The organism is Pseudogulbenkiania sp. FW507-F1, assembly GCF_058781125.1.
Genome location: NZ_JBYSWM010000013.1, coordinates 103,829 through 129,706 on the forward strand (window position 1 = coordinate 103,829; position 25,878 = coordinate 129,706).

18 protein-coding genes and 1 tRNA gene are annotated in these 25,878 nt (G+C 60.0%); 9 read left to right on the forward strand and 10 right to left on the reverse strand.

What is annotated here, in order from left to right; all coding sequences use genetic code 11:
* Positions 1–22: 22 nt before the first annotated feature.
* Genes narJ through AC3WG5_RS10730 form a run of 3 tightly spaced genes read right to left on the reverse strand, consistent with a single transcriptional unit; the run spans position 23 to position 5,989 of the window.
* The gene (narJ, locus tag AC3WG5_RS10720; RefSeq protein WP_008953536.1) at positions 23–691 is read right to left on the reverse strand and encodes a nitrate reductase molybdenum cofactor assembly chaperone; all 669 of its coding nucleotides are present in this window, start codon (positions 689–691) and stop codon (positions 23–25) included.
* Entirely contained in the window at positions 681–2,240 is a 1,560-nt protein-coding gene (gene narH, locus AC3WG5_RS10725; RefSeq protein ID WP_008953535.1) for a nitrate reductase subunit beta, read from the reverse strand. The genes narJ and narH overlap by 11 nt, the downstream gene beginning before the upstream one ends.
* Positions 2,237–5,989 carry a nitrate reductase subunit alpha gene (locus AC3WG5_RS10730; RefSeq protein ID WP_492568652.1) on the reverse strand — a complete coding sequence of 1,251 codons (3,753 nt, stop codon included), beginning with the start codon at positions 5,987–5,989 and terminating at the stop codon, positions 2,237–2,239. The genes narH and AC3WG5_RS10730 overlap by 4 nt, the downstream gene beginning before the upstream one ends.
* Before the next feature lie 1,120 nt (positions 5,990–7,109).
* Between AC3WG5_RS10730 and AC3WG5_RS10735 the strand changes: the two genes are divergently transcribed.
* From AC3WG5_RS10735 to AC3WG5_RS10745, 3 genes are all read left to right on the forward strand, one after another.
* Positions 7,110–8,129, forward strand: coding sequence for a tellurite resistance/C4-dicarboxylate transporter family protein (locus AC3WG5_RS10735; RefSeq protein WP_492568653.1), 1,020 nt, complete (start codon positions 7,110–7,112; stop codon positions 8,127–8,129).
* A gap of 312 nt (positions 8,130–8,441) precedes the next feature.
* On the forward strand, positions 8,442–9,764 hold the full coding sequence (locus AC3WG5_RS10740; RefSeq protein WP_492568654.1) for an NAD(P)/FAD-dependent oxidoreductase: 1,323 nt from the start codon (positions 8,442–8,444) through the stop codon (positions 9,762–9,764).
* Positions 9,765–9,861: 97 nt separating this feature from the next.
* The gene (locus AC3WG5_RS10745; RefSeq protein ID WP_492568655.1) at positions 9,862–10,209 is read left to right on the forward strand and encodes a RidA family protein; all 348 of its coding nucleotides are present in this window, start codon (positions 9,862–9,864) and stop codon (positions 10,207–10,209) included.
* A gap of 108 nt (positions 10,210–10,317) precedes the next feature.
* On the opposite strand, the gene AC3WG5_RS10750 is transcribed toward AC3WG5_RS10745, so the two are convergent.
* The gene (locus AC3WG5_RS10750) at positions 10,318–11,241 is read right to left on the reverse strand and encodes a LysR substrate-binding domain-containing protein (protein WP_482581012.1); all 924 of its coding nucleotides are present in this window, start codon (positions 11,239–11,241) and stop codon (positions 10,318–10,320) included.
* A gap of 226 nt (positions 11,242–11,467) precedes the next feature.
* Here AC3WG5_RS10750 and purU point away from each other — a divergent pair, with 226 nt between their 5' ends.
* Together purU and AC3WG5_RS10760 are read left to right on the forward strand one after the other, a co-directional pair.
* Positions 11,468–12,322, forward strand: coding sequence for a formyltetrahydrofolate deformylase (gene purU, locus AC3WG5_RS10755; RefSeq protein ID WP_492568656.1), 855 nt, complete (start codon positions 11,468–11,470; stop codon positions 12,320–12,322).
* On the forward strand, positions 12,294–13,202 hold the full coding sequence (locus tag AC3WG5_RS10760; RefSeq protein WP_492568657.1) for a bifunctional 5,10-methylenetetrahydrofolate dehydrogenase/5,10-methenyltetrahydrofolate cyclohydrolase: 909 nt from the start codon (positions 12,294–12,296) through the stop codon (positions 13,200–13,202). Before purU ends, AC3WG5_RS10760 begins: the two co-directional genes overlap by 29 nt.
* Positions 13,203–14,073: 871 nt before the next feature.
* Here the strand turns inward: AC3WG5_RS10760 and AC3WG5_RS10765 are convergent.
* A complete protein-coding gene (locus tag AC3WG5_RS10765) occupies positions 14,074–14,259 on the reverse strand; it encodes a CsbD family protein (RefSeq protein ID WP_492568658.1) in 186 nt (61 codons plus the stop codon).
* A gap of 1,216 nt (positions 14,260–15,475) precedes the next feature.
* On the opposite strand from AC3WG5_RS10765, the gene AC3WG5_RS10770 reads away from it, so the two are divergent.
* A complete protein-coding gene (locus AC3WG5_RS10770; protein WP_492568659.1) occupies positions 15,476–16,669 on the forward strand; it encodes a DesA family fatty acid desaturase in 1,194 nt (397 codons plus the stop codon).
* Positions 16,666–16,824: a DUF3309 family protein gene (locus AC3WG5_RS10775; RefSeq protein ID WP_008952645.1), complete on the forward strand. Its 159-nt coding sequence runs from the start codon at positions 16,666–16,668 to the stop codon at positions 16,822–16,824. The genes AC3WG5_RS10770 and AC3WG5_RS10775 overlap by 4 nt, the downstream gene beginning before the upstream one ends.
* A 1,448-nt stretch (positions 16,825–18,272) precedes the next feature.
* Here the strand turns inward: AC3WG5_RS10775 and AC3WG5_RS10780 are convergent.
* The 5 genes from AC3WG5_RS10780 to AC3WG5_RS10800 form a co-directional block, all read right to left on the reverse strand.
* Positions 18,273–18,363, reverse strand: a tRNA-Ser gene (locus AC3WG5_RS10780).
* 454 nt (positions 18,364–18,817) lie between these two features.
* Positions 18,818–20,155 (reverse strand): MFS transporter, encoded by a 1,338-nt coding sequence (locus tag AC3WG5_RS10785; RefSeq protein ID WP_492568660.1) that lies wholly within the window; start codon positions 20,153–20,155, stop codon positions 18,818–18,820.
* Positions 20,156–20,245: 90 nt separating this feature from the next.
* Positions 20,246–20,893 carry a 3-isopropylmalate dehydratase small subunit gene (gene leuD / locus AC3WG5_RS10790; RefSeq protein ID WP_492568661.1) on the reverse strand — a complete coding sequence of 216 codons (648 nt, stop codon included), beginning with the start codon at positions 20,891–20,893 and terminating at the stop codon, positions 20,246–20,248.
* Between the two features lie 30 nt (positions 20,894–20,923).
* Positions 20,924–22,327: a 3-isopropylmalate dehydratase large subunit gene (gene leuC, locus AC3WG5_RS10795; protein ID WP_492568662.1), complete on the reverse strand. Its 1,404-nt coding sequence runs from the start codon at positions 22,325–22,327 to the stop codon at positions 20,924–20,926.
* A gap of 66 nt (positions 22,328–22,393) precedes the next feature.
* Entirely contained in the window at positions 22,394–23,599 is a 1,206-nt protein-coding gene (locus AC3WG5_RS10800) for a CaiB/BaiF CoA transferase family protein (protein WP_492568663.1), read from the reverse strand.
* A gap of 151 nt (positions 23,600–23,750) precedes the next feature.
* Between AC3WG5_RS10800 and AC3WG5_RS10805 the strand changes: the two genes are divergently transcribed.
* Complete coding sequence (locus AC3WG5_RS10805; RefSeq protein WP_492568664.1) at positions 23,751–24,650, forward strand: LysR family transcriptional regulator; 900 nt, start codon at positions 23,751–23,753, stop codon at positions 24,648–24,650.
* 103 nt (positions 24,651–24,753) lie between these two features.
* Entirely contained in the window at positions 24,754–25,725 is a 972-nt protein-coding gene (locus AC3WG5_RS10810; protein WP_492568665.1) for a hydroxymethylglutaryl-CoA lyase, read from the forward strand.
* Positions 25,726–25,878: the final 153 nt, after the last annotated feature.

Genomic DNA, 25,878 nt, shown 5'->3' on the forward strand with positions numbered 1-25,878 from the left:
GGTGCTTCTCCTCTCAATCCTGCTAGCGTGGCGGGCGCGGCATGAAACGGACCGTGGCGGTCGCGGGTTTGTGCACGCAGCTGGCATCGTCACCAAAGGCCGGGGGCGACTCCCAGTCGGCATCCAGATTCTCTTCTTCCTGAACCGTCAGGCAGGACCAGTCCAGGCCCGGCTGACGGATGCCCAGCAACAGAACGTCCGGCACGGCGGCGTACAGGCTGCCCTTTTCGATCAGGGCCTGCCCTAGTTTGCGCAGGACATCGGCACAATCGGTCAGCGTCGCATTGGCCTCGCTGAGGGGGCGCCGGCTCAGGAATTCGAGCACGGCGGGCAGATAATCCGGCAGTTCGCCTTCGACCAGCGACAAGCCCGCCCGGGCATACGCCAGATGCAGGTCGACCATCGCCGGCCCGCGATCGCGCGACTCCCCATGCACGTGCTCGAACAGGTACAAGGACGTACGGCGGCCCCGGTCGAATAGCGCGACGTAGTCTTCTTCCAGTGACAGCGGCTCTCCTGCTTGCAGCGCCTCGATCAGCCGCCGCAGCCGTTCTCCCGACTCGGCCGGCAGACGCCGGACAAGGGGCGTCAGCAGCTCGCCGATTTCCGGCAGCGCCGCCAGCAGAGCCGGTCCGGGATAGGTTAGCAACGCGCCCAGCGCGTGCAGCTCACGGGGGGTGTCAGTAATCAACGCTGTTCTCCGGATTGTGGCCCGCGATGGTTTTGAGCGGGATGACTTTCTTGCCACCCATCTTGCCGCCGAACAGACTCAGTTCACTGCTGCCGTCCGAGCAGCCGTTGCCAAAGGTAAAGCCGCACTCGCCGCGCAACTGATAGGCGTTTTCGGCGTATTCGCGGTGAGAGGTCGGAATGACGTAGCGGTCTTCGTAGTTGGCGATGGACAGGTAGCGATGCATGTCCTCCGCCTGGGCGACTGACAGCCCAGCCTGGGCCAGGATGTCCGGACTGTCGCGGCGCTCGAGCTGACGCACCCGGTAGAAGGCGCGCATCGCCAGCATCTTTTCCAGCGCCGCCGCCACCGGCGCTTCCTTGCCGGCGGTGAGCAAATTGGCAAGGTAGCGCAGCGGAATGCGCAGGCTGGAGACGTCGGGGATATGGCCCTTGGCGCCGATCTCGCCGGCGTTGGCACGCGCCTGGATCGGGGAGAGCGGCGGCACGTACCAGACCATCGGCAAGGTGCGGTACTCGGGATGCAGCGGGAAGGCGATCTTCCACTCCACCGCCATCTTGTAAGCCGGCGACTCGCGAGCAGCATCGAGCCACGCCAGCGGCATGCCCTGCTTCAGGGCTTCTTCGCGCACCGAGGCGGAATGGGGGTCGAGGAAGACGGCCAGTTGCGCTTCGTACAGGTCCTGTGGGTCTTCTACCGAGGCGGCGCTTTCGATCCGATCGGCGTCGTAGAGCAACACCCCGAGATAGCGGATGCGACCGACACAGGTTTCCGAACAGACCGTCGGCTGGCCCGACTCGATGCGCGGATAACAGAAGATGCACTTCTCGGCCTTGCCGCTCGACCAGTTGTAATAGATCTTCTTGTACGGGCAGCCCGAGACGCACATGCGCCAGCCACGGCATTTGTCCTGATCGATCAGGACGATGCCGTCCTCCTCGCGTTTGTAGATCGAGCCGGACGGACAGCTCGCCACGCAGGCCGGGTTCAGGCAGTGCTCACACAGGCGAGGCAGATACATCATGAAGGTGTTTTCGAATTCGCCGTAGATTTCCTTCTGCACCGCCTCGAAGTTGTAGTCCTGGCTGCGCTTGGCGAACTCGCCGCCGAGGATTTCCTCCCAGTTCGGTCCCCATTCGATCTTTTCCATCCGTTGTCCGGTCACGATGGAAATCGGCCGGGCCACCGGCGGGGTCGGCATCTCCGGCGCGGTTTGCAGGAATTCGTAGTCGAACGTGAAGGGCTCGTAGTAGTCGTCGATCTCCGGCAGATTGGGATTGCCGAACAGGTTGAGCAGCAACTGCAAGCGCCCGCCCTGCTTCAGCTTGAGCTTGCCGTTGGGCTTGCGCTCCCAACCCCCGCGCCAATGTTCCTGATTTTCCCAGTCTTTCGGATAGCCGATGCCGGGTTTGGTTTCGACGTTGTTGAACCAGGCGTACTCCATGCCCAAGCGGCTGGTCCAGACGTTCTTGCAGGTGACCGAACAGGTGTGGCAGCCGATGCATTTGTCCAGGTTCAGCACCATCGCGATCTGGGCGCGGATCTTCATGAGCGTTCTCCTCGTGCCGCAAGCGGGGTATCCATCCAGTCCACCTTGTCCATCTTGCGCACGATGACGAATTCGTCCCGGTTCGAGCCGACCGTGCCGTAGTAGTTGAAGCCGTAGGCCAAGTGCGCGTAGCCGCCAATCATGTGCGTCGGCTTGACCACGGTGCGGGTCACCGAATTATGGATGCCGCCACGGTGACCGGTGATCTCCGAGCCCGGGACATTCACGATCTTTTCCTGTGCGTGATACATCATGCACATGCCCTCCTTCACTCGCTGACTGACCACAGCTCGTGCGGCAATGGCCCCATTCAGGTTGTAAAGCTCGATCCAATCGTTGTCGACGATGCCACCTTTCTGCGCGTCGACCTCCGATAGCCAGACGATCGGCCCGCCGCGCGAGAGCGTGAGCATGATCAGGTTGTCGGTATAAGTGCTGTGGATGCCCCACTTCTGGTGCGGGGTGATGAAATTGAGCACGACCTCGGGATGGCCATTCGGCTTTTTCCCGACCAGCGGCGCGACGGTTCGGGTATCGATCGGCGGCCGGTAACTGGCAAAACCTTCACCGAAATCCCGCATCCAGGGATGATCCTGATAAAACTGCTGGCGCCCGGTCAGGGTTCGCCACGGGATCAATTCGTGCACATTGATATAGCCTGCGGTGTAGCTGACATGTTCGCTTTCAATGCCTGACCAGGTCGGCGAGGAAATGATCTTGCGTGGCTGCGCCTGGATGTCGCGATAACGGATCTTCTCGTCCTCCCGGACATCGGCAAGATGCGCGTGCTCGCGCCCGGTGAATTGCTCCAGCGCCTGCCATGCCTTGACCGCGACTTCGCCGTTGGTCTCCGGCGCCAGCGACATGATCACCTCGGCGGCATCGATGTCAGTTTCGATGCGTGGCATACCCTTGGTCGGTCCTTCCTCTGACACGATACGGTTGAGCCGTCCCAGCCCTTCGACCTCGGCTCCGGTATCCCAGCCAATACCCTTGCCTCCGTTGCCGAGCGTCTGCATCAGCGGCCCAAGGGCGGTAAAGCGTTTGTAGGTGTTCGGGTAATCGCGCTCGACCACCACGATGCTAGGCGCAGTCTTGCCGGGCAGCAGATCACACTCGCCCTTTTTCCAGTCACTCACGCCATAGGGTTGGGCAATCTCCGCCGGCGTATCGTGCTGCAGTGGTTGCAGCACGATGTCCTGCTCGACACCAAGATGGCCGGGCACCAATTCGGAGAATTTCTTGGCAATGGCCTTGTAGATTTCCCAGTCACTTCTTGTTTGCCAGGCAGGATCAACCGCCGCCGAGAGCGGATGAATGAAGGGATGCATGTCCGAGGTATTGAGATCATTCTTCTCGTACCAAGTAGCGGTCGGCAACACCACGTCGGCGTACAGGCAGGTCGTGGACATGCGGAAGTCAAGCACCGTGATCAGATCGAGCTTTCCTTCCGGCGCTTTCTCGTGCCAGACCACCTCCTCCGGCTTGGCTCCGCCGGACTCGCCCAGGTCGACACCCTGCATGCCATGTTGCGCCCCGACAAAGTGACGGAGAAAGTACTCGTGCCCCTTGCCGGAAGAGCCGAACAGATTCGAACGCCAGACGAACAGGTTGCGCGGGAAGTTCTCTGGACTGTCCGGGTCTTCGCACGCCAAACGCACCGCACCGGACTTGAGTTCACGGACCAGGTAGTCCTTGGCATCCAGCCCGGCGGCTCGCGCCGCGCTGGCAATGGACAGGGGATTGCGATCGATCTGCGGCGACGAAGGCAACCAGCCCATGCGCTCGGCACGGACGTTGAAATCGATCAAGCTGCCGCTATAGCGGGCCGGATCGGCCAATGGGGAGAGCAGCTCGCTGGCATGGAGCTGCTCGTAACGCCACTGGTCGGAATGCGCGTAGAAGAACGAGGTGCCGTTCATGTGCCGCGGGGGGCGAACCCAGTCGAGGGCGAAGGCCAGCGCCGTCCAGCCGGTCTGAGGCCGGAGCTTCTCCTGACCGACGTAGTGCGCCCAGCCACCGCCGGACACGCCGACACAGCCGCACAGCATCAGCATGTTGATGGCGGCCCGGTAGTTCATGTCCTGGTGGTACCAGTGGTTCATCGCGGCACCAATGATGATCATGGCCCGGCCTTGAGTACGCTCGGCGGTTTCGGCAAACTGGCGCGCGACGGCTACCACCTGTTCTGCCGGGACGCCGGTAATGGATTCCTGCCATGTTGGCGTATACGGCACATCGTCGTCGTAATCGCGGGCGACGGCCCCGCCCAACCCCCGGTCCAGCCCGTACTGGGCGCAAAGCAGATCGAACACGGTCGCGACATGGATGGTCTCTCCGTTCTGCTCCAGCCGCTTCACCGGGACATGACGCAGCAAGACGTTGCCCCCCTGCTCGTTGTGCCGGAACTGCGGGTGTTCGACCGCGCCGAAATAGGGAAAGGCAACTGTTGCCACCTCGTCGCGACGGTCGATCAGCGTCAGCGCCAGATCGAGATCACGGCCATCGGCCCCGTCTTTTTGTTCGAGATTCCACTTGCCGAGATCGCCGCCCAGTTGCTGGCCCCAGCGGAAACCGATCGCCCCCTGTGGTACGGCATAGTTGCCACTGGTCCGGTCGATGCCGACGGTTTTCCATTCCGGGTTGTTGCCCTGCCCGAGCTTGTCGGGAAAATCGCTGGCCCGCAGATAGCGGTCGGGCACGAACTGGTCGCCGTGCTGCTTTAGCGTCACCAGTAGCGGCAGATCGGTCAGCCGGCGGCAGTAATCGTCGAAATAAGGGACTTGCCGTTCGAGATGGAACTCGCGGAGGATGACGTGGCCCATCGCCATGCCGAGCGCCGCATCGGTACCCTGCTTGGGGTGCAGCCAGAGATCGGAAAGTTTGGCGACCTCGGAGTAATCCGGCGTGATCGCCACGACCTTGGTGCCGTTGTAACGGGCCTCGACAAAGAAATGCGCATCGGGGGTGCGCGTCTGCGGGACGTTGGAACCCCAGGCGATGATGTACGCCGAGTTGTACCAGTCGGCCGACTCCGGCACATCGGTCTGTTCGCCCCAGGTCTGCGGACTGGCCGGCGGCAGGTCGCAATACCAGTCGTAGAACGAGAGTAGCGTGCCGCCGATCAGGCTCAGGTAACGGGAACCAGCGGCATAACTGACCATGGACATCGCCGGAATCGGCGAGAAACCGACCACGCGGTCCGGGCCGTGGTGCTTGATGGTGTACACGTTGGCAGCGGCGACGAGCTCGGTTGCCTCATCCCAGCTCACTCGGACGAAACCGCCGCGCCCCCGAATGGACTTGTAGTCCTTCACCCGTTGTGGATCCTCAACGATCGAGGCCCATGCCGCCACAGGGTCAAGCGTCTTGCGCGCCTCGCGCCACAACCGTACCAGACGCCCCCGGATCATCGGATACTTGAGCCGGTTGGCGCTGTACAGATACCAGCTGTATGAAGCCCCGCGCGAACAGCCGCGTGGCTCATGGTTGGGCATGCCGGGGCGGGTCCGCGGATAATCAGTCTGCTGCGTCTCCCAGGTAACGATGCCGCCCTTGACGTAGATCTTCCAGCTACAGGAGCCGGTACAATTCACGCCGTGCGTGGAACGTACGATCTTGTCGTGCTGCCAGCGCTGCCGGTAGGCCACCTCCCAGTCGCGGTCCTCTTCCCGCACCTCGCCATGACCGTCGGCATAGGGCTCGCGTGGCCGGGTGAAAAAGCTCAGACGATCCAGAAAGTGGCTCATGAGGTTCCTCCTCTTTGGCGTCGGCCGCCGTTCAACAGGGCAGGCTGGCGTGCTTTCTCGCGTAAAACACCCAGCAAATCAATGTGCAGCTCAGGTAGAACAGTATGAATACATATAGTGCACCTTCCGTACGGCTGGTAAGCTTCATCGAAGCGCCGAATCCGTTTGGAATGGAAAAACCGCTGTAGGCACCGATGACGCCGGCAAAGCCGGTTATCTCGGCCGCTTCGGTCACGTTATGGGGTCGGCCACGCTACGACTCCTCGCTGTCGCCCTTGACCTTGACCTTGACCTTGACCTTGCGCTGGCTCAGTGCAGTGAACACCATGGGGGTCATGCGGGACACCGAGCAATTGCCAATTCCCGATAACAGGTACCGCAGTTGTACTACCTACCCCCCAGTAATTACCCCCCAGCTATCGTTCCGTTGGACAGTTTCCAAGGCAGGGACCTCAACACATTGAATGTCACCAGCGCCAAATACGACCAGCGACACCCGTGCACCACCGAGATAGTCGAAATCGCTATCCATTTCCAGCCGCGGGTCATGGCGGGCAGAACGCGATAGAAAAGGCGTAGCGTCGCACCAGACAGCGATGGCACGGCGGTCAGCATGAAAAGCTGGGCCTTACTGTAGGAGAAACCGGAGAACCACGATGCTCCAGATGACCTGAGGAGAAAGCCAGGATCGGGCAGAGGATCAATACCCCAGACTGCGGCAAGTGATACCCGAACCTTGCGGGCCCCAGAATCACTCGTCTTCATGCTCTCGGTACGTAATCGGCACTCCACTCACGGCAGGCCCTTCATTGGTGCAGCCAGTTACAACACTAGAATATGCTGCCGTGGTTTCCTAGGAAGACGACCAAAGGAATTATGCTGGTGATATGCCGATTTCAAATATTTGGGGATGAATAGGTCAAAAGCATTGATCTGCCTAGAGTTCAACGTTTGGCATGGTTCTACTTGCGTAATCCGGCTGAGGCAGAGAACTTCCCTGTGATTTCAAGTCCGTGTAGGGTAAGCGGACATCGCCTCGTTCCTTTACCTTGAAGGCCTCTTTTCGATGAACTTGTCCCCCACAACGGTTCAAATGTCCGTCGACTCCGACTTGGCCAACATGTCCCCAGCCTACTTCGGCATGGTCATGGCTACCGGCATCGTCTCGTTGGCTGCCTACCAGCAGGGTATCCTGGGCCTGGCACAGGTACTGTTCTATGCAAACATCGTCTTTTATGCAGTGCTATGGATGCTGACGGTGCTGCGCGCAGTGCGTTATCCGCACCAGTTCCTCGACGACATGATCGATCACCTGCGCGGGCCAGGTTTTTTCACGATGGTGGCTGCCACCAGTCTCATCGGCAGCCAAGCCGTTGTGCTCAATGGCAATTTCGCAGTCGGCATGACGATGTTCGCCGTCGCCGTCGGGCTGTGGGTCCTGTTGACGTACACAGTCTTCACCGGCTTCATCGTCAAGGAGACCAAGCCCACGCTCGACAAGGGCATCAACGGCGCTTGGCTGTTGGCGGTGGTGGCGTCGCAATCGCTGGCGGTGCTCGGCACGCTGGTGGCGGCCCATATCCAGCAGCCCAACCGGCTAGAAGTCAATTTCCTAGCACTATCGATGTGGCTGTTGGGCGGCATGCTCTACATCTGGACGATGTCGCTGATCTTCTACCGCTACACAATGTTCCGGTTCTCGCCAGCCGACCTGTCACCGCCCTACTGGATCAACATGGGCGCCATGGCCATCTCCACGCTGGCGGGCTCGATGCTGATCCTCAATGCCCCGGATGCGTGGTACTTGCGCTCGCTGGAGCCGTTCATCAAGGGCTTCACCGTCTTCTACTGGGCCACCGGTACATGGTGGATCCCGATGCTGCTGGTACTGGCCGCGTGGCGCCACATCTATCGACGCTTCCCGCTGCGCTACGACCCGCTGTATTGGGGCGCGGTGTTCCCGCTGGGCATGTACTCGGCCGGCACCCACCAAATGCTGCAGGCGATGGACTTTGGCTTCCTGTGGTTCCTACCACAGGCGTTCTTCTGGGTCGCGCTGGTCGCCTGGTCGGCCACTTTCCTCGGGCTGGTGCGCCAACTCATGCAACTCGTGGCGGCACGCTACGCGCGCCGGAGTTGAGCCGGTACGCCCCCGGGAACCCGCAGCGCGTGGGGCCTATCCGCTGCTGCCAAACCGCTTCCTGCCAGCTTCTTAGCCCAGCCACCCAGGTTACTTTCCATAATCGCAGGCTTTGCATAACCGGCCTTAACAGTCACGCTGGACATAGTCGAGTATTGGCTGCGTTACACAAAAATTCGGACTCACTCACGGTAGTGAGCAATTGGACTGCTGCTCAATACATTCCATCATGGAATCCATCAATGCCAAAGCTTCGTTTGAAAACATGCCATAGCAAGTTGAAACTTAGGCAAGTTTCAAAGGAGCAAGGCCATGCACAAAGTAAGCAGACTTCCGCGCATCGATGGTGACCTGGGGTGGTTCGAGACCGCGCCGGATCGCCAGATTCGTCTCGGCAAGCGCCTCAAGGGCGTCCATCAGTTCGACGTGGCCATCATCGGCGCTGGTTTTACTGGTGTTTCGCTGGCATATCGTTATGCCGAGATCAATCCTGGCGCGCGCATTGCCTTGATCGATGCGCTGCAGGTCGGGCAAGGAACGTCTGGCCGCAACTCGGGCTTCATCATCGATCTTCCCCACAACCTGGATGCAGGCAAGCCGGACGTTGAGCATGATCGTCGACTGTATCAGCTCAATACTTTCGCCATCGAACGCTTGCGGCAATTCAAGAATTCTCTCGACATCAACTGCAGTTGGCTCGACGTGGGCAAATATATGGCGGCCCATGAGGAACGCAATCTATCTGGCCTCGACAGTTTTATCCAAACCCTGAAGGCTTCGAATTTCGAATACGAGGTCGTTGAAGGCAAAGCCCTGGAAAAACGTCTCGGCACCAACTATTACCGCGCCGCGGTTTACACACCGGGCAACGTCTTGGTTAATCCCTCTGCGCTGATACGCGGATTGGCTGCCGGGCTGCCCAAGTCGGTCTCGCTGTTTGAAGAGAGCCCGGTCATGGCGTGCGAATACGGCTCTCCCCATGTGCTGAAATTCGTTGGCGGCACGATCAAAGCCAAGGTTGTCGTGCAAGCAGCTAACTCGTTCAACGAGGAGTTCGGCAAGCTTTCCAACCGGATTGCTCCTGTCTTCACCTATGCGAGCCTGACCGAGCCGCTGACAGATAAACAATATTCAGAGCATTTCAAGGCTGTTCAGCCTTGGGGAGTGACCTCGGCACATCCGGCGGGAGCCAGCGTGCGGTTTACTGCCGACCACCGCATTTTCGTCAGGAACATGCTCGATTTCGAACCCGGCCTGCAAAGCACCCAAGAGGGGCTGCACAAAGCCTGGATGCAACATCGCCGGTCATTCGAAGCACGCTTCCCATTCTTGAAATCGATGGCTTTCGATTTCACCTGGGGCGGCATGCTGTGCATGACGCTCAATCACGAGCCGGTGTTCAAGGATACCGGCGACGGCGTGTATCTGCTCGGCGGCTGCAATGGCGTGGGCGTGGCGAAGGGGACCTACCTCGGCTACTACATGGCGGACCATATGAACGGCATCAAGAGCGATAACCTCGGTTTCCTCCTTGCCAATAGCAAGCCAAGCTGGGTGCCGCCGGATCCTTTCCGGAAGGCCGGAGCCCGTCTGCGCCTCAAGTACGAATCGGGAAACGCCGGCGGCGACATATAACCTGATGGGGCTGGCGCGGGGCATCCGGCCGAGTGTTGTCTAGGCAGGCAATCGACGTTTCATGGACTTTGATGGAAACTTAACCAGGACTTGCATAATGATTACCCGAACAAAGCAAAACCAGCGGATGTCGCAACTCGTCAAATACGATGGGTTCATCGAAACGGCGGGGCAGGTGGCGGAAACCCCTGCGCTCGATATCAAAGGCCAGACCCTGGAAGTGTTGGGCAATATCGAGGCCCTGCTGGCTTCTGTCGGAGCGAGCAAGCAGAACCTCACACGCATCCAGATCTGGTTGGCCGACATGGGCGATTTTGACGCCATGAATGCGGTCTACGAAGACTGGCTCGCGGACGTGGAAAAGCCGGCCAGAGCCTGTGTGGAGAGCCGTCTGGCCGCGCCGGAGTACTTGATCGAAGTACAAGCCTTCGCCTATCTCAAATAGCACCTGGCATCCCTTCAGTAATGAAATACATAACCCTGGAGTTTTCAATCTCAGGGCTTTTGCACGATTTATCCAGGAATGCCAGGGGAAGCGGGACCGATATGCGGGCTATCCATGTGTATTGGCATGTTCTGCCTGCAGGTCGGCCAGCAGCCAGTCCCGGAATACCATGGCGGAAGGGCTCAGGGAGCGGCTTTTCCCGTAGACCAGATAGTCGCTCTTGCCAGGCGCGTAATAAAACTCACTGACGCGCTTGATGTCCTTGTTCGCCAATAGGGCATGCGTCATGAACTCCCAGCCCAAACCGATACCCATGCCTTGAACGGTTGCATCCAGGGCGAGCGTGACTTGATTGAACAACTGGGCATTCTTGGGGATGGTGTAGGCAATGCCGAAATGGGCGAACCAGTCGATCCAGGTGGGCCAGCGCCACGCGCTGGGGTCGAGATGAATCAGACGTTGCTGGAGCAGTTCTTCCGGCGTCAGCAGTTTGTCGATGGGATAGTCGTAGCGACTGACGGGATAGATCCGTTCTTCGAAGAGCATGTGGCTGTGCAAGGGCACTCGCCAGTTGTTGTCACCGTTGAGAATGCCGAGGTCGAAGCGCAAGCAGGACATTTCCGTGATCTCATTCGTCGCATAAATGTTGACGGTGATATCCGGGTGCTGCGTGTTGAACCGCGCGATGCGCGGGAACAGCCAGTAGTGTGACACCGCCTGGGTGCAACTGATGGTCACGCTTTGCCCTTCCGCCCAGCTGCGGATGCGGCTGATGCTCTCCGTCAATTGCTGGAGCATGGCATTCACGTCGCTATGGAGTTCCTTCCCGGCATCGGTCAACAGCAATTGCCGCGCCTCCCGCCTGAACAGTTCGAACCCCAGACTTTCTTCCAGAATCCTGATCTGCTTGCTGACCGCACTCTGGGTAATGAACAACTCATCCGCCGCCTTGGTGAAACTGCGATGCCGTGCCGCCGCCTCGAAAAACACTAGCGTATTCAAAGGTGGCAGATGCCGAAAAGTTGTTTTCATGGAAACGTTCCCGTATGCGGACTATTGCAACAGTTTACCTCGGTTAGGCACGGTTTTCGCATTCCATAATGGAATGCATATATGCCAAGAAATCCTTTGTTGCAAAAAGCCGATTGGCTCATATTTCACCATGAAAACCGCAGCTTATCGAACACGGTGAACGGTTTGAAGAAGAATGATGAGCTACCAGAAAACATCCACCCCAGCTTCTTTTTCGGAGCCAACCATGAGCGTCAAGAAATTCGTTCTCACCCTTGCCTGCGACGACCGTAAAGCGATCGTCGCAGCCGTCGGCAACTGCATCGCGGCCCAGAGCGGCAACATTATGGAGAGCGGCCAGTATGTGGACCCGGATAACCACCGCTTCTTCATGCGCGTGTGCTTCGAGGTCCACGAGAAAATGACCATCGACGATTTCAGGCAGGGTTTTGCGCCGGTGGCGCTGGCTTATGGCATGGATTGGCACGTGTTCGACTTGGATATCAAGCCGCGTGTGATGATCATGGTGTCGCAGCTCGGCCATTGCCTGAACGATCTGTTGTACCGCAACAGCATTAACCAACTGCCGATGGAGCTGATCTCGATCGTCTCCAACCATCAAACCTTTGCCCGCCGTGCCGAGCACGAGGGCGTCCCGTTCCATCATCTACCGATCACCGCTGACACCAAGGAGGAGCAGGAGGCAAAGCTGCTCGAACTGGTGCGGGAGCAGAAAATCGACTTGGTCATACTGGCGCGCTACATGCAGGTGCTGTCCGACGATCTGTCGCGCGAATTGGCCGGCCATGTGATCAACATCCATCACTCCTTCCTGCCCAGTTTCAAGGGTGCGCGCCCCTACCATCAGGCGCACAAGCGCGGCGTGAAGCTGATCGGCGCCACCGCGCACTACGTGACGGCGGATCTGGACGAAGGCCCGATCATCGAGCAGAACGTGCATCGCGTCGACCATTCGGCCACCGCCGACGACATGGTCGCCATCGGCCGCGACACCGAGTGCCAGGTACTGGCCAAGGCGGTGAAGCTCCACCTCGAACATCGGATTCTGCTCAATGAAGATCGCACCGTCATCTTTCACTAACCAGCCTTACCTCATCGATGGCAAGGCTTCGGCCAGCCAAGTCATCGCCAGTGTGACAGCGGCAGTCAGGGCGGAGCGACTGCGTCCCGGCCTGGCTGTCATCCTGGTTGGAGACGATCCTGCCAGCACCGTGTACGTGCGCAACAAGAGCCGCCGTGCCGAAGAGTGTGGATTTCTCTCGCGGCAATACACCTTGTCGGCCGAAACGCGGGGAAGCGAGCTGTTGGAATTGATAGGCAGGCTCAACGGCGATCCAGAAATTCACGGTATTCTCGTGCAGTTGCCATTGCCCAGGCATATCGATGCCTGCCAGATCATCAAGGCGATTGATCCGAGCAAAGACGTGGACGGCTTTCATTACGTTAACGTCGGACATCTCGCCACCGGGGCGCTGCACGAGGCGCTGGTGCCCTGCACCCCACTGGGGGCGCTGCACCTGATCCAGGAGGTGCTCGGCGACAAGCTGTGCGGCCTGCACGCCGTGGTGATCGGACGTTCCAATATCGTCGGCAAGCCAATGGCCAACCTGCTGCTGCAGCACGATTGCACCGTGACCATCGTTCATAGTCGTACCTTGTCCCCCGAGGCGGTGTGCCGCCAGGCCGATATCGTCATCGCCGCTGTCGGGGTGCCGGGCCTGGTTAAGGCCGATTGGGTCAAGCCGGGGGCCGTGGTCATCGACGTGGGCATCAACCGTATCGACCACCCGGGGGACTATTCGCGGCTGGTGGGGGATGTGGACTTCGACGAGGTGAAAACCGTGGCGTCGGCCATCACGCCCGTTCCCGGCGGTGTTGGCCCGATGACCATCGCGATGCTGATGCAGAACACGCTGAATGCCGCCAGGAGAAGCCGTATCCAGCAAGCAGCGGTGGTTTGAGGCGATGGCCCCCGCTCTTTTGCCTCGACTTACTATGGTCGGAACAGATGAGCGATGGGGCAGCTCAATGGCGCACCGCTTGGGGCTGCTAGTAGTGGACGAAATGGCGGAGACGGAAGGACAAGTGATGCTACTGGCAGCCCATGGTTGTGAGATGGTACAGGGACATTACTTCAGCAAGGCACTCTCTGCCGAGGCCTGCGAGAGGTTAATTGGGGCGGGCCCTTTAACGCTGCCGGTGGTCTCAATAAACAGAATCATCCCCCCACGCTGTTGGTTCTGGACGATGATCCTTTCGTCACGGACTTGGTGAGTAGGGAGCTGCGAAATGCCAGCTATCGCATACGGGTGGCCAATGACGTCGATGCCGCCTTCGAACTGCGGCGTGTCATCAGGTTGGAGTGGTGCTGAGTGACCAGAGCATGTCCAAACTGACAGGAACCGAGGGAGTGATGCATCCAGGGGCCCCTCGGGTTACGCACTAATTGCCAACGCGCTTAATAATCACATTTTAGGTTGTTATGATGCATAGTGAACGCAACAAAAGGCAGGCATCTGCAATCAAGGCACTACAGCGTGGGATGCTGCTACGCGCCCTCCTTCTCCCTCCCAGTCATCAAGTTCCGTCCTCGGCCGCCCTTTTTCTTGACTGCGCCGGCGATCAACCACAAGTGAGACAAAATTGGAGGCTATCGCACCACCCCCAATCGGCAGCGATGGCGGGATAAAGTGTCTATAGCGCGTCATGACATGAAACCCTTTCAAGAAAGAACCTGACTCGGCGACCCTGATGCTGTTCGCCGCACAACGCTGTACACAGCGTGTGCCCGATTAGGAGGAGCGTTTCGGATGGTAATCATTGTTGTGTTTTTCAAAGCGCTTGATCAGCTGCTCGGCTTCGTTTTTTGTAATTCCATAGGCATCCTGGATGCTTGTCCATCAACACGACTCGCTTGCCGGCAATCATGTCCAGGTAATCGTCGGGGAGATTGCCCCACTCTGCTTTCACCATGCCCTTGAATTGTTTCCAGTTACCTTCAACGATATCCCAGTTCACATCAAACTCCTTCCGTTTGGAACTCGACGGTGAAATGGCCAATCGAGCATCCTTCATCGCAGCTGGCCTCGTATTGCGTGTGCTCTTCGCTCAACGACAGGATGTTTCAGGAATCATGTGGCAACACGCCTAAGCTAACTTCATGGGAAGGCCCGATACCAATGAAAGACTAGTCGCATGATCAAGCGCAGTCGGTACGATGGCGCACATAGACCTCACGTGGTGGTGGACGGTGACATCGGCAATACTTCTGTAAGCTCGCTACAAGCCTAGTAGTGCCACTCCATGGTGACATCGGTGGCAACGGCGAGCAGAAAAATGCTGGCACCGTGTCAAGCTTACTTTAAAGCCCCCCTTCTCCATCTGCATCTAGAAACAGCAGCCCATCAATAGTGACAAGGGCGATGACTGCACCTCCGCTGTGCGTCTCCGATACGGTGCGAGGAGGAACTCATTTCTCGGGAGACGGAGCTGGAACGACCACCACGACATCACCGCCGGTTTTGCCACGCTCACCAGTAGCCCCAGTTGCGCCGGTCTCCCCAATAGAGCCGGAGGCTCCAGTGGCTCCTGTACTCCCGGTGGCTCCTGTACTCCCGGTGGCTCCTGTACTCCCGGTGGCCCCAGTGGCACCGCTGTAACCAGGTGATCCCGTTGTTCCGCTCGCCCCTGCGGCACCGGTCGGGCCAGCAGGCCCGGGAACGGGAACGGTAGCCGCCGGTGGAGAAGTCACGACAACTGGAGTTGGTCTATCGCACGCACTTAACGCCAAGGCAATCAGTACGGCTGAAAACAGGATCGAGTATTTCATGACAATTCCTTTGACTGTTTGACGAAAACAGCTCGAGTGGACTGATTTGCGACCATCTGGGGTTGCCGTTCAAAAGTACGCCGTATCAACAAGCGTTTCCGTTCGCTGGCGTACAAACCGCACATTAACTTGTCACGGGATAGTCAATCGAGGGCATCACCAACCAGCCCACAGGTAACGGAGATTCAGAGCTACGCCCCACCCTGGCCACCTGTGCCGTCGTAGAGCCGAACTGCCGCGCTGGCATTGGAGGACGAGCTTTTTTGTCTACCACCAGAAATTGTGGCTCTGGGTGCGATAGCGTACAGATAACTTTCTTTGTTTAACTAATATTAAAAACAGAGATAAGCAAGTGACTCCCAATAGCAAGGGTGGTCATCATGTCGTTTTGTGAAGGAGCTGGTGATGCGACTGAGCCTGCTCGATCTACCGTGGTGGGGTTATGTGCTGGTGACGCTGGGCCTGACCCACGTCACCATTGCGTCGGTAACGATCTTTCTCCACCGGCACCAAGCACACCGCACGCTCACGTTGCACCCCATTGCCAGCCACTTCTTCCGTTTCTGGCTGTGGCTGACGACTGGGATGGTCACCAAGGAATGGGCCGCCATCCACCGCAAGCACCACGCCCACTGCGAAACCTCGGAAGACCCCCACAGCCCGCAGATTTATGGCATCCGGAAAGTGCTATTCGAGGGCGCCGAACTCTATCGCCTGGAGTCCAGTATCCCTGCAACACTGGAGAAATACGGCCATGGCACCCCCGACGACTGGATCGAACGCAACCTGTACGCGAGGCACACCCAGCTCGGTATTGGCCTCATGCTGGGGATCGATATCATCCTGTTTGGTCCGATCGGACTCAGCATGTGGGCAGTACAGATGATTTGGATTCCGTTCTTCGCAGCGGGCGTCGTCAATGGTATTGGCCACTATTGGGGCTACCGCAATTTCGCACCGAACGATGCCTCAAGGAATGTCGTACCGTGGGGCATCCTGATCGGTGGCGAAGAACTGCACAACAACCACCACGCCTATGCCTCCTCCGCCAAGCTGTCCAGCAAGTGGTGGGAATTCGACATCGGCTGGATGTACATCCGAATCCTGGAGAGGCTTCACCTGGCGAAGGTATGCAAGGTTGCGTCCCAAGTCCGCTACAACACATCCAAGACCTGCTGCGACGTGGACACCCTGCAGGCGGTCATCACTCACCGTTACGACGTACTGGCCAAGTTCGCCAAATCCCTGCACCGAACCGCCGTAGAAGAAATTCGCAGCCTGCGGACCAGTACGCCCCCCGAATGGAAAGACTCCAAGGTACTGGTCAGCCTCTGGCTGCAAAGAGGGGTAAGGACATTGCCGGAGCAGGAACGCACCGCCCTTGAACAGGCCCTGCATTCCAGCACCGTGTTGAGCACCATTTACGCGATGCGGCAGGATCTTACTGCCCTGTGGAGCCGGTCCACCACGTCGAAGGAGCAACTGGTGAAACAGTTGGAAGACTGGTGCCGGCGTGCCGAGGAAAGCGGCATTGATGCGCTGCGAGAATTTTCTCGGACGCTGCGCTGCTACGACTCACAGTTAGGAGACATGGAATGACATTAGGAACCATTCTGCTGATCATCGTGGTTCTACTGCTGATCGGCGCTATTCCCACTTGGCCCCACAGCCGAGGATGGGGTTACGGTCCCAGCGGTGGTCTTGGGTTGATATTGGTGATCCTGCTCATCCTGTGGTTATTGGGCAGGATATAGCGCATTGCTCTGATTGCCTTTCAACAGACACCCAGTCCTAGACACCGAGCAAATCGATAACAGATGCACTTAGCCTGGATACCCTACGCTTTCAGCGTCGATATCAATAGCAGTGCCAGGTTGCTATAACAAAGCGAGCCATTCCCGCTCTGCCAGGGCGTGGTGCGCTTCAATCCCCCAGCGTTTGGAATACCCTCGCTGCTCTTACCCTGTTACAAACAGGAGGACAATATCTTGGCACCCAGCTATAGGACATTCAACCCCTTGCAACAGGCGCGCTGCCAACCAGAACGGCCAACTCCCCATTCAGGTGAGATAATGTACTTCGTTATGGGTAATAGTCGGAGGCAGTCGGGGTACGTAGAACTAACTTCCATCAAATAGGAACGATAACAATAGTTCCTATTTTATCCATCCCCCCACCAAACGGATAATTAGAATTATCTAACATAGTGAAATGTAGAACTTGGCTACGACAGAGGCCGGCGGAGACACCTACGCTTCCCATGGTCAAAAACGGCGCGCAGGCCGGCAGATTAGCTGGGGGCTCGTGAGGATGAGCCCCTCAGAGGGACTGCGGCAGCGGCAAGAAGCCTACCCTCAGGTGTCGACAACACTCGGTGGGTGGGTCTGAAAACAGCATGGCTTGCTGCCAAGCTGCCAGAGGAAGCTGGCAGAAATATCGCGTCAGCGTGATGGCCATCGTAACGATACGGCAGGCTTATTTCCTACGGGCAAGGAATGGAGGGGGTGGTTGGTTCATCCCGACACCAGCATGATCACTGGTGCGCGGTTGTAACCAGAAAGGTCAAAGTAAATCGCGCTATCCTGCTTGACGGCCACAGCCCCCTCTTACACTCCAGCAGGCCACCACACCCCACACTACCGCCAGCGCATTCCCCAGGGTAAACAGGACGTGGAATACCCTCGGCTCGACTAGCCATCCTTCCAGATGGTTCTCTCCTAGCACCAAGGAAAGACAACACAGCAACAGAGTGACATTGCGCTTGGTGGTCAAATCAGGTTGGCGTACCGCCTAGCTGAAAATGAAGGCCAGTAGCAGATCAAAGTAGGCAATCTCGCGTTGCCCGTGTGGCGACACGCCCCAAGTGGTGCCGCCTGCGGTCCATACCGGCATGGAGATAAGGGACACTACAGCACACACCGCCGCAACGGACCATAAGCACAGCAAGATATCAAAGCGGTAGTACCTCACCCCCTCCCTCCTTCTGATCATCATTACTCTGCAACTTCCTGCAGAGACAGTAGCGAGGTCAAGCCGGCACGGCAGGCTGAGCCGTTGACATCCACCAAGATGCAGAGAGGCGCACACCGATCTCGACGACAAGCCAAGAAAATGCCGTAAAATTTAATGCAGGTTTTTATGCAGGACAAAACAAACAGACAGCAAAAAAGCCCTGAATAATCAGGGCTTTTTTGACATATTCTGGCGGAGAGGGGGGGATTCGAACCCCCGTTAGGGTATTACCCTAAACACGCTTTCCAGGCGTGCGACTTAAACCACTCATCCACCTCTCCAGAACTGCTCCGATGTCGGCGTCGTTTGCGTTTCGTCGTCAGAGGCTGCGCAGTATATAAGCCATTTTTACGACTGGCAAGCTTTTTTATATGCAATATGCCACCCCTGTTCGTCGCCATACCCCGCCATAGCCAGCGTGTCCTGCGCGAACCTGGGCCAAACCACTGATCGAAAAGGAGAATCGGCCAACCTAATGCCTCGAACGCATCAACAGCGGTTCGAAACCACGAGCGAGCTGGTGTCCGCCTGACGCCCCAACTGGGGAGTGTCGGCGTGGCCGCTGTCGCCGTTCATCCCGTCATGCTCCCCCATGCCGGGAATACCCGGTTCGCTCGATAGACCGGGTGACAACGCATAAAGACTGAACCCCCGAAAAATCGGGGGTTCGCCAACGCTCGGCAAGACCATTCATTCCTCAGGAATGAACGGCAATGGAACGAGATATCGCCCGGCTCAGTCCGGCAGGCCCTGGCCCTTGGTTTCCGGCAGGAACCACGGCAGGATCAGGCCCAGCAGGTAGATCGAACCCAGCGTCAGCGCCGCATTGGCGACGCCGCCGAACGATTTGATCATGCTGCCGGCGATGATGGGGAACACCCAGGCGATCAAGCGCGCCACGTTGAACACGAAGCTGGCGGCAGTGGAGCGCACCGTAGAGGTGAACAGTTCCGCCGGGTAGATCGCCATCCACACGTAAGCGCAGCCGAGGGTGAAGAAGCCGTTGATCGGCGTGATCAGCATCATCGCCTCCACCGTCGAGGTCATGGCGTAGGTGACATAGGTGGTCAACAGCGCGCCGAGGAAGGTCAGGAACAGGAAGGGACGGCGGCCGATGACGTCGATGACGAAGCCCGCCACCATGTAGGCGACGATGGCGCCCGCGGTATACAGGATGGTGATCTTCGAGCCCCACGCAGGCGCATCCGCCAGACCTTGGGCCTTGGCCAGTGCGATGGTGAAGGTCGGCAGCCAGCTCGAGATCGCCCACCAGCCCACGGTGGTCACCAGGGACAGCAGCAGGGTGACGAGGGTGCGGCGGCGGGCTTCCGGCTCGCTGAAGAGCTGGACCAGGGTGAACGGGCGCTTGTCGCCGCTCCCCTTGGCATTGCCACCAGTGGCGTTCCAGCGCTTTTCTCGCACCGCCTGCTTCCATTTTTCCGATTCGTCGACGCCACGGCGGATGTACAGCACGAAGAAGGCCGGCACCGCACCCAGCGCAAACATCAGGCGCCAGGTTTCACCGCCCAGCGGATGCCACTGCGCCAGCACGTACCAGATCACGGCCGCCGCCAGGGTGCCCCAGCCAAAGCCGGACTGCAGGAAACCGGCGCCCTTGGCGCGCGCCTTTTCCGGCCAGGTTTCAGCCAACAGTGAGATGCCCGTGCTCCATTCGCTGCCCATGGCGAGGCCGGTGATAAAGCGCAGCACGCACAGCTGCGTGAAGGTCTGCGAGAAGGTGGTGAAGCCGGAGAACAGCGCATAGAGAAACACCGACCACAGCATCATGCGCTTGCGGCCGACGTAATCGGCCATCACCCCGCCCACCAGGCCGCCGATGCCCCAGCCCAGCAGGGTCACGCCGATGACGGTACCGGCATAAACGGTGGGAGACGCCAACTGCGCGGGCGTCAGCAACGAATGCAACATCGGGAACAACACGACGACCAGGGCGAATGCCTCGTAGCCATCGAAAATCCAGCCCAGGAAGCTGCCGGTGAGCACGCGCCAGTGGGTGGGGGTGAGATCGGCATGCCACGGTTTACGGGTGGCGACCAGTTGTTGGGTTTCCATCTAGTTCTCCTCTGAAGGGCGATCTGTTATCCAGCTTTTGTAGTTTTTGTTTCGTTATAGAAATGACCGGCACACCCGTGCCGACCGGGATCACGACAGCGTTGCATAGAGCCAGGGCTCCTCGGCGCGGCGCGCCTGTTCGAACCGGCTGATGGCCTCGCGGTGCTGCAGCGTCAGGCCGATTTCATCCAGCCCGTGCAGCAGACAATCCTTGCGGAACGGGTCGACCTCGAAGCGGGACACGCTGCCGTCCGGCGCCGTGACGGTCTGCCCGGCCAGGTCCACCTGCAGCCGGAAGCCGGGAGTAGCCGCGACCTGCTCGAACAGGCGCTCGACCACCTCGCCGTCGAGCACGATCGGCAGCAGCCCGTTCTTGAAGCAGTTGCCGTAGAAAATCTCGGCGAAGCTTGGCGCGATCAGCGCGCGGACGCCCCAGTCCCGCAAGGCCCACGGCGCGTGCTCGCGGCTGGAACCGCAGCCGAAGTTCTCGCGTGCGAGCAGCACGGACGCGCCCTGGTAACGCGCCTGGTTAAGCGGAAAATCCGGCACCAGCGGGCGGGCCGAACAATCCTGGCCCGGCTCGCCACGGTCCTGGTAGCGCCATTCGTCGAACAGGTAGGGGCCGAAGCCGGTCTTGCCGATCATCTTCAGGTACTGCTTGGGCAGAATGGCATCGGTATCGATGTTGGCGCGGTCGATCGGCACCACCAGCCCGTCGAGAGAAGTAAAAGCCTGCATGTGCTTGCTTCCTTTGCTTGCGTTCGTGGTTCAGATCTCGCCGACGGCAACGAAATGCCCGGCAATCGCCGCTGCCGCCGCCATGAGCGGGCTCACCAGATGGGTGCGCCCGCCGGCGCCCTGGCGTCCCTCGAAATTGCGGTTGGAGGTTGAGGCGCAGCGCTCGCCCGGCTGCAGGCGGTCGTCGTTCATGCCGAGGCACATCGAGCAGCCCGGGTCGCGCCATTCGAAACCGGCCTCGAGGAAGATGCGGTCCAGCCCTTCCGCCTCGGCCTGGCGCTTGACCAGCCCCGAGCCGGGCACCACCAGCGCCTGCACGATATTGGCGGCGATGTGCTTGCCCTGAACCACCTTGGCGGCGGCGCGCAAATCTTCGATACGGGCGTTGGTGCACGAGCCGATGAAAATCTTGTCGAGCGCGATATCGCGCAGCGCCGTGCCCGGCTCCAGCCCCATGTAGGCCAGCGCGCGCACGATGCTTTGCCGCCTGACCGGGTCGGCCACGTCGGCTGGGGTGGGCACGCGTCCGTCGATGGTGCTGACCATTTCCGGCGAAGTGCCCCAGCTGACATGCGGGCGGATGGCGGCGGCGTCGAACACGATGGTGGCGTCGAAAGTGGCGCCCTCATCGCTGCGCAGGGTGCGCCAGTAGGCCTCAGCGGCATCCCATTGCACCCCTTGCGGCGCGCGCGGGCGGCCACGCAGATAGTCGATGGTCTTGTCGTCCACCGCCACCATGCCGCAGCGGGCACCGGCTTCGATGGCCATATTGCACAGGGTCATGCGCGCCTCCATGCTCATCGCCGAGATGGCCGAACCGGCAAACTCGATCGCGTAGCCGGTGGCGCCTGCGGTGCCGATCTGGCCGATCAGCGCCAGCGCCACATCCTTGGACGTCACGCCCGCCGGCAACTCACCGTCGATCTGCACGCGCATCGTCCTCATCTTCTTGACCACCAGGCATTGCGTGGCCAGCACGTGCTCGATTTCGGAGGTGCCGATGCCGAACGCCAGCGTGGCGAAAGCGCCGTGCGTGGTGGTGTGCGAATCGCCGCAGACGATGGTCATGCCTGGCAGGGTGGCGCCCTGCTCCGGCCCGATCACGTGCAGGATGCCTTGGCGCGCGTCCTGCATCGTGTACTCGGTGATGCCGAAGCTGGCGCAGTTGGCGCGCAGCGTTTCCACCTGGCGGCGCGCGATGTCGTCGGTAATGCCGCCGGCACGGTTGGCCGTCGGCACGTTGTGGTCTTCGGTGGCCAGCACCGAGGCCGGACGCCACGGTTTCAACTGGCTGATGCGCAGCCCTTCGAAGGCTTGCGGGCTGGTTACCTCGTTGACCAGGTGCAGGTCGATATAGAGCAGCGTGTGGCCGTCGTCGGTATCGCGTACCGCATGCCGTTGCCACAGTTTCTCGAACAAAGTGCGAGCTGCCATGTGGTCTCCTCTTGTTTTATGTGTGCGCCGCGCATCGCGGCGGGTGTGCAAACCGGTGAAGCAGCGTCAGATGACGCCTCCCGCACGCAGGGCTTCGAGCGCGGCGGCATCGAGGCCGAGCGAACCCAGTATCTCATCGGTATGCTGGCCGAGCTGGGGGCCGACCCAGCGCGTGCTGCCCGGGGTGGCGGAGAGCTTGGGCACGATGCCGGGCAGGTCGATCGGCTGGCCGTCCGGCAGCGTGTGGCGTTCGATCATGCCGCGCGCTGCGTATTGCGGATCGCGTGCGATGTCCGCCGCGGTGTAGATCTTGCCGCTCGGCACGTCGGCCTGTTCCAGCACCGCCAGCACGGTGTCGATCGGATGGCGCGAGGTCCACTCGCCGATCACGCGGTCGAGCAGTTCGTTGTGCTGCACGCGCTTGGCGTTGTCGGCAAAACGCGGATCATTGGCAAATTCGGGCAGCCCGATGGCGTGCATCAAACGCTTGAAGATGCCGTCGCCGTTGCCGGCGATGATCACGTAGTTGCCATCGGCGCAGGGGTAGGTATTGGAGGGCGAAATGCCCGGCAGGCTCGAACCGGTACGCTCGCGGATGTGTTCGAACATGGAATATTCCGGAATCAGGCTTTCCATGATGCCGAACACCGCTTCGTACAGCGCCACGTCGATGAACTGGCCGGCGCCGCGGTTGGCCTTGACGTGATGCATGGCGAGCAGCGCGCCGATCACGCCGTACAGCGAAGCCAGCGAATCGCCCAGGCTCACACCCACGCGCACCGGCGGGCGGTCCGGGTAGCCGGAGAGGTAACGCAACCCACCCATCGATTCGGCGATGGCGGCAAAGCCGGGGCGTTCCCGGTAAGGGCCGCTCTGGCCATAGCCGGAGATGCGCACCATGACGAGCCTGGGGTTGATGGCCGACAGCTGCTCCCAACCCAAGCCCCAGGATTCCATCAGGCCGGGGCGGAAGTTCTCGATCACGATGTCGGCGTCTTTCACCAGATCGAGTACGATCTGCTGGGCGCGCTCGGACTTGAGGTTGAGCGTGACCGATTTCTTGTTGCGGCTCTGCGAGTACCACCACAGCGAAGTGCCTTCGTGCAGCTTGCGCCATTTGCGCAGCGGGTCGCCGTTGACCGGGGTCTCGATCTTGATCACCTCGGCGCCGAACTGGGCCAGCACCGTGCCGGCGTAGGGACCGGCAATCAGCGAGCCCATTTCGATGACCTTGATGCCTTGCAACGGCAGCGCTTGATCCGGTTGAGCCATGTCTTCTCCTCTTGGCTTCGTGTAGCGCGGCAAATCGAACCGGCCGCGCTGTTTGAATGCATCATGGACATTTCGCGTTCCGAGAAAAAACGCTAAATAATCAAGCGAGCCATCTCGAAACGAGAAGGCTCGAACCAGGAGATAAAGCATCATGCGTTTCGATCTCGAATCGCTGCAGGTATTGGTATCGGTGATCGAGGAAGGCAGCCTGGCGGCGGCCTCGGAGCGGCAGCACATCGTGCCCTCCGCCATCAGCCGCCGCATCGCGGAGCTGGAAAGCGACGCCGGCACCACCCTGCTCTACCGCCACAGCCGCGGCGTGGAGCCGACCCCGGCCGGCTCGGCGCTGTACCACCACGCCAAGCGCATGCTCGACCAGCTGCGGCAGATTTCGTCGGAAATGAGCGAGTACGCGCAGGGCGTGCGCGGGCACGTACGCATGCACGTGAACTTCTCCACCATGGTGCAATACCTGCCCGGCGACTTGTCGTCCTTCCTCGCCGCCAACCCGGACGTGAAGATCGACCTGGCGGAAAAAAGCAGCAGCCAGGTGCTGCGCGCGGTGGAGGCAGGCATCACCGACATCGGCATCGGCAGCCTGCCCGAACCGGTGCCGGGGCTGGAGGTGCGGCCCTACCGGGTGGACACCCTGGTCCTGATCGTGCCGCAGGAGCACCCGCTGGCTCAGGCCAGGCGGCTGCGTTTTGCCGACACGCTCGACCAGGACTACGTGAGCATGCCGCTGAGCGCCTCGATCTCGGCGCTGTGCACGCAAAGCGCCGAACAGGCCGGAAAACGGCACAAGATCCGCATCCAGGTGACCAGCTTCGAAGGGGTACGCAACATGGTATCGGCCGGGCTCGGCATCGGGCTCTTGCCTAAGGCGAGCGTCAAACCCTACCTGCGCACCAGCGCGCTGCGCATGATCGAGCTGGACGAGCCATGGGCGCGCCGCCCGCTTTCCATCGTTACGCGCAGTTATGCGAACCTGCCGGTGCCATCGCGCCTGTTGATCGACCACCTGGTGGCCCAGGCGGCGGCCGAAGCCTGAGCCTTCTCGATGCGAGAAGGCTTGCATCCCGATTGCTCAATTGTGCCGGCCCGTCCTGCGCTGCACACTGCCATCCCAAGCAGATCAACACGGGAGAGCAAGCGTGGTACTCAACGGCCAACAGAGGCGGGTATTCATCCAGGAAGTCGCCACACGTGACGGTTTTCAGATCGAACCGCGCATGGTCCCCACCCAGGACAAGATCGACCTAATCAACCGCTTGAGCCGCTGCGGGCTCGACAAGATCGAAGTCACCTCGTTCACCTCGCCCAAAGCCATTCCCACCCTGGCCGACGCCGAAGACGTGATGCGCGGCATCGAGCGGGTGCCCGGCGTCAGCTATGCTGCGCTGGTGCCCAATATGCGCGGCGCGGAACGGGCCCTGTCATGCGGGGTGGACGAGCTGAATCTGGTGATGTCGGTCAGCGAAACCCATAACCTGGCCAACCTGCGCATGACGCCGGAACAATCGTTCCAGCAAGCGGCGCAAGTGGCGGCGGCCTGCCAGGGCAGCCCGGTTGCGCTCAACCTTTCACTATCGTGCTCTTTCGGTTGCCCGATGGAAGGTGGAATCGCGTTCACCACGGTGCTGGGCTGGGCGGAAAAAGCCATCGACGCAGGAATCGGCGGCATCACGCTGTGCGACACCACCGGCATGGCCTGGCCGACCCAGGTATTCGAACTGTGCAGCGCATTTCACGAGGCTTTCCCCGACACCACCTTGACCGTGCACCTGCACAACACGCGCGGCATGGCGCTATCCAATACCATGGCAGCGCTACAGGCCGGCGTGGACCGCTTCGACGGCTCGCTCGGCGGGCTGGGCGGCTGCCCGTATGCACCGGGCGCCTCCGGCAACGTCTGCACCGAAGACATGGTGCACATGCTGGAACTGATGAATTACCACACCGGGGTCGACCTGCCGGCCTTGCTGGCCGCCTCTCGCCGGTTGCCCGGCTTGATCGGCCACGACACCAGCGGCCAGGTGGTCAAGGCCGGCCGCAGCCTCGACCTGCACACCATCCCCGATTACGTCAAGAAGGCCCGCCAGCACGCCCTGACCAAAACCGTCTGAATTCCTGATACTGTCAGTTGGACACCCGCGACCTCGTGTCGCGGTTTTTTTGACCGTCACGCCCCACCCCATCTGCCATCGCCGTTCGTGATGCGGACCCGTGAGCGGTTGACGCCCCCCCTTCCCCTTTCCCGAGTATCGCCCCACAAGAAC